3 protein-coding genes are annotated in these 4,322 nt (G+C 64.1%); 2 read left to right on the top strand and 1 reads right to left on the bottom strand.

Annotation, left to right across the window (positions count from 1 at the left end; genetic code table 11):
* The coding region (locus tag K728_RS18475; protein ID WP_193353919.1) for a GntR family transcriptional regulator at positions 1 to 800 on the top strand (800 nt) is incomplete at its 5' end.
* Between the two features lie 267 nt (positions 801 to 1,067).
* On the opposite strand, the gene K728_RS0105310 is transcribed toward K728_RS18475, so the two are convergent.
* A complete protein-coding gene (locus K728_RS0105310; protein ID WP_024476075.1) occupies positions 1,068 to 1,802 on the bottom strand; it encodes a glutamine amidotransferase in 735 nt (244 codons plus the stop codon).
* 127 nt (positions 1,803 to 1,929) lie between these two features.
* Here K728_RS0105310 and K728_RS0105315 point away from each other — a divergent pair, with 127 nt between their 5' ends.
* Entirely contained in the window at positions 1,930 to 4,269 is a 2,340-nt protein-coding gene (locus K728_RS0105315) for an FdhF/YdeP family oxidoreductase (protein WP_024476076.1), read from the top strand.
* The last annotated feature ends 53 nt before the right edge of the window (positions 4,270 to 4,322 follow it).

Genomic DNA, 4,322 nt, shown 5'->3' on the forward strand with positions numbered 1-4,322 from the left:
GCCGGGAACATCACCGGCTGGTGCACCGGATGCCCGGCCTGTCCACGCAGATCGCCGAAACCGGCGTGTCCGTGACCACCGAGGTGCTGTCCTTCAGCGTGGAACCGGCGCAGGGCATCGCGACGGCGCTTGGCACCCCCGAGGTGCTGGCCATCGAGCGGCTGCGTTCGGTCGAGGGGGCTCCCCTCGCCCTGATCCACACATGGCTTGCGCTCCCCCTGTGTTCCACGCTGACCGCCGAAGAGCTGCAGGACACCTCACTGCATTCAGTGCTGCGCCAGAAGTACGGTATCGAGATCGTCGCTGGCAAGCGCCAGATCAGGGCAGCACCGGCCGACGCCGAACTGCTTGCCCTGCTGCACATGGCGCCACACGCCCCGGTGCTGGTCCTTGAGGGAACCAGCCTCGACGCAGCAGGACGACCCGTGGAGGTCTTCACCACCTGGCACCATGCGGACCAGATGGTCTTCGACATCGAGGTAGTCCACGACTCCGCCTCGCAGCCACCCTCCCGAGGTGCTGGAACCAGCGATCTCGCGGCGGACACGTCGCGGCCCGCGGTGCCCCACCTGCCCGTGCGGCCGGCTGGGCCAACGGCGAGCACCCCGGCTTTACCGGCCGATCCGGCGTCGATGGGCTCCCTCGCGCCGTTGAACTCCCCCGCACAGTTGAGCACCCGTGCGCGCGAGCTCAGCCTAAAGCTCCAGCACCTGGCCGACGACATCGCTGCTGCCGAACGAGGCCACCCTTCGAACGCTGCCGCCGAACGAACCCCCACGGCGGACGCAGCTACCGAATAGATCCCGTCCGAGGCTCGTCCTTGGACTGAAGCGGCTGGCGTTCGCTAGGTGCGGATAAGTATCCGTTTCAAATGATGCATGCAACGCATGCATTGCATGCACGTTTCTGGACGACACCCCGGCTCAAGGCCTTCTAAAGGGCCAGACTAATGGCGAGACAGGTAGCGAAAAACCCTAGCGCCTTGCCCCACGGGGTCCGCAGGCCCAACGATTCGCCGCGATTGTTCACCAACGAACCGAAGGCACGGAGCGTCAGAGCCCGCTTAGCTACGCGGTCGCGTACCGGCTGACAAAGTTCCGCAGGATCGTCGCCGGCCACTCGACCCGCGCCGAGCGGGCGCGACCCATATAGTCTTCAGCTTCAGCCGGAGGGAAGTACCCGGCGTCGCGGTAGATGTCGATGCGCTGGATCAGTCCGTCGACGTCGAGCTCTGGATGGAACTGGGTGGCATAAAGGTTGGTGCGGATCCGGAACATCTGGACCGGACAGGTTGCCGATGACGCAAGCAGCACCGCGCCGTCGGGCAGGGTGGTGCAGGCTTCCTTGTGCCCCACGAAGGCATCGAACGACGACGGCAGCCCGGCCAGCAGCGGATCCACAGCGCCCTCGGCGGCCAGCGTGATGGGCACCGCCCCGATTGGTTCGGAAAAGGTGCGGTCAATCACCGCACCCTGATGACGCCCCAGGGTGCCCACCCCGTAGCAGGCGCCGAGGAAGGGGAAGTCGGCGGCGACAACCCGATCCAGCAACCCGCCGATATCGCGTTCCACCCGCCGCTGGACCTCGGACTTCTGGTGTTCCGGGTCGGATGAGTTGAACGGGCTGCCACCCACCATTATGCCCGAGTAGTGCTCCAGGTCGACATGCGGCAGAGGGCCGGATTCGGCGCGCACACGGCGTAGCTGGTGCGGCTCAAGCCCGCCGAAACGCTGGAACGCCTGGTACTCGCCGTCGGCGGCGGCGTCCTCGGCACGGGTGGCAATCAGCAGAAACGGTTTCACCTGTCGAGACTACTGCCCTGATGGGTCAGATATGCACGAGACTCGGCCCGCGACATCGACCGGGCCTTGCGGTACGCGGCGCTGCCTGCTAAGTCTGGGGTATCGAAGTAAGAAAGAGAAGTGGAAAATGGTCCGCACAAATCCGCACGTAGAAGAAGCCGACGAGAGTGACATCGAGGTTGGCAAACCCAAGGAATGGGCCGCTGGTGTCCCGGGTGTCATTCACTCGATGCAGCCGGCGATCAAGCATATGGGCCCTAACCGGACACGGAAGACCCTGCTCGCACTGAACCAGAAAGATGGTTTCGACTGTATGAGTTGCGCCTGGCCCGATCCCGGGAAGCGTAGCAACTTCGAGTTTTGCGAGAACGGTGCCAAAGCTGTCACCTGGGAAGCAACTCCAGTGCTGGTGGCCTCCGAGTTCTGGGCTGAGCATTCGATCACTGACCTGCTCACCAGAAGCGAATACTGGCTGGGCATGCAGGGGCGTCTCACCGAGCCCGTCTACAAGCCTGCCGACAGCGATCATTACCAGCCGGTCAGCTGGGACAAGGCGTTCTCGCTGGTCGCTGACAAGCTCAACGGTCTGGAGAGCCCGCATCAGTCGGCGTTCTACACCAGTGGCCGCGCGTCGAACGAGGCTGCGTTCGCGTATCAGCTGTTCGTTAGGGCCTTCGGCACCAACAACCTTCCCGACTGCTCCAACATGTGCCACGAGTCCTCGGGCTGGGCCATGGGCCAGACCATCGGAATCGGCAAAGCCACAGTCGCCTACGATGACTTCGCCAAAGCCGACCTGATCATCATCATGGGACAGAACCCGGGCACCAACCACCCCCGGATGCTCACAGCACTGGAGCACGCCAAGGAGAACGGCGCCGAAATCGTCGCCATCAATCCCCTGCCCGAAGCTGGCCTGAAACGGTACAAGAACCCGCAGGAGATCAAGGGAGTCCTGGGCCGCGGCACCGAGATCGCCGACCAGTTCATGCAAATCCGCATCGGCGGCGACATGGCCCTCATGCAGGCGATCTGCCGGCGGGTCCTCGACGCCGAAGCGGCGAACCCGGGAACGGTCCTGGACCACGACTTCCTGGAAAAGCACACCCAGGGTCTTGACGAGCTCAAAGTCAGTCTGACCCAGCTGGATGAGGGCGCAGTACTTCAGGCCACCGGTTTGACTGTCGAGGAAATCGACGAGTTGGCGGACCGCTACATCAAGGCCGACAAGGTCATCATCACCTGGGCCATGGGCATCACGCAGCAGAAAAAGGGCGTGGCCACCATCAAGGAGATCATCAACCTGCTCCTGCTGCGCGGCAACATCGGCAAGCCTGGCGCCGGTGCCTCCCCGATTCGCGGGCACAGCAACGTCCAGGGCGACCGGACCATGGGCATCTGGGAGCAGATGCCGCCGTCGTTCCTTGACGCCCTGGAAGAGGAGTTCGGCTTCGACCCACCTCGGGACCACGGCATTGACGCTGTGGAGACCATCCGCCAGATGCGCGACGGCGGCGTCAAGGTTTTCGTCGCATTGGGCGGAAACTTCGTAGCAGCGATCTCTGACACCCACGCCGCCGAGGAGGCCATGCAGGCTACCGATATGACGGTGCAGATCTCGACCAAGCTGAACCGGTCGCACGCGGTGATCGGCAAGGAAGCGCTGATCTTCCCGACCATCGGCCGGTCCGAGATCGACATGCAGGCCAACGGCCCGCAGTTCGTCACGGTTGAGGACACGGTTTGCGCCGTGCACCCATCGCACGGCACCGTTGACCCGGTAGCGCCGAATCTGCTCTCCGAGGTGGCCATTGTCAGCCGTCTTGCGCGGGCCGTGCTCGGCGACAAGGTGAACGTGGACTGGGCCGGTTTCGAGGCCAACTACGACGTGATCCGCGAGCACATCTCGCACGTGGTGGACGGGTGCGAGAACTACAACGAGAAGGTTCGCCGGGAAGGCGGGTTTGTACTGCCGAACGGACCACGCGATTCACGGACCTTCAGTACCCCCACCGGCAAGGCGATCATCACGGTGAACGACCTGCAGCCGGTCGAGCGTCCCGCAGGCACCCTGATCCTGCAGACCCTCCGCTCTCACGACCAGTTCAACACCACCATCTACGGTCACAACGACCGCTACCGGGGCATCAAGAAGGGCCGCCACGTGGTGTTCGTGAACCCGGAGGACCTGGCCGAGCTGGGCTTCTCTGACGGCCAGTACGTGGACATCCGCGGCGAATATCAGGACGGCCGGGAACGCGTGCTGCGGAACTGGCGCGTGGTGTCCTACCCGAGTGCCCGTGGCTGTGCCGCCGCGTATTACCCGGAGGCCAACGTGCTGGTCCCCCTGGAGGAGCTGGCCGAGGGCAGCAACACGCCCATGTCGAAAGCAGTGATCGTGCGGCTGGAACCGACCAAGGGCGACGCGACGTCATCCGCCGCAGCCGCGAAGGCTTCCATCTCGTAGCCCATCTCGTAGCGTCCAGCGTCCACCACAGGACGCAAAAAAGTGGCTCACCC

The sequence above is a fragment of the Arthrobacter sp. CAL618 genome (assembly GCF_000468215.1).
In the GTDB taxonomy this organism is placed as follows: domain Bacteria; phylum Actinomycetota; class Actinomycetes; order Actinomycetales; family Micrococcaceae; genus Arthrobacter_D.

Bases quoted from the DNA above. Each gene is read 5' to 3' on its own strand.
- K728_RS0105315 (WP_024476076.1), top strand. From the start codon at position 1,930: ATGGTCCGCACAAATCCGCACGTAGAAGAAGCCGACGAGAGTGACATC.